This window comes from Vibrio sp. 10N.222.51.C5, from assembly GCF_041474575.1.
Taxonomy (GTDB): Bacteria; Pseudomonadota; Gammaproteobacteria; order Enterobacterales; family Vibrionaceae; genus Vibrio; species Vibrio crassostreae_C.
On the sequence record NZ_JBFRUJ010000089.1, the window covers coordinates 1 to 453 of the forward strand.

3 tRNA genes are annotated in these 453 nt (G+C 46.1%); all 3 read right to left on the reverse strand.

Annotated features, from left to right (window positions below):
* Positions 1-127 precede the first annotated feature (127 nt).
* Positions 128-203 (reverse strand) — tRNA-Val (locus AB4558_RS21520).
* 32 nt (positions 204-235) lie between these two features.
* Positions 236-311: transfer RNA gene (locus tag AB4558_RS21525), tRNA-Lys, on the reverse strand.
* 2 nt (positions 312-313) lie between these two features.
* Positions 314-389, reverse strand: a tRNA-Glu gene (locus AB4558_RS21530).
* Between the last annotated feature and the right edge of the window lie 64 nt (positions 390-453).

Here is a 453-nt window from a genome sequence, read left to right on the forward strand (position 1 = left end):
TCCAAATTGTTAAAGAGCAATGAGACTTCTTGTGAAGTTCATTTTCTAAAGACTCTCACAGTCGAAAAATCCAACCAGCGACATAAGAAGTGGTTTGGAGATTTAACTTCCAAGAATATTTAGAGAATGGTGGGCGATACCGGGCTCGAACCAGTGACCCCCTGCTTGTAAGGCAGGTGCTCTCCCAACTGAGCTAATCGCCCACGATAGTTTTAATTCCTTCGTGGAGAAAGAATGGTGGGTCGTGCAGGATTCGAACCTGCGACCAATTGATTAAAAGTCAACTGCTCTACCAACTGAGCTAACGACCCAATGGTATCCCGTAGGGGAGTCGAACCCCTGTTACCGCCGTGAAAGGGCGGTGTCCTAGGCCTCTAGACGAACGGGACACTGCAATTCATCTCTACTTTAAAAGTAGAAACAAACTTCGAAGAACTTGGGAGTTCTTCATCT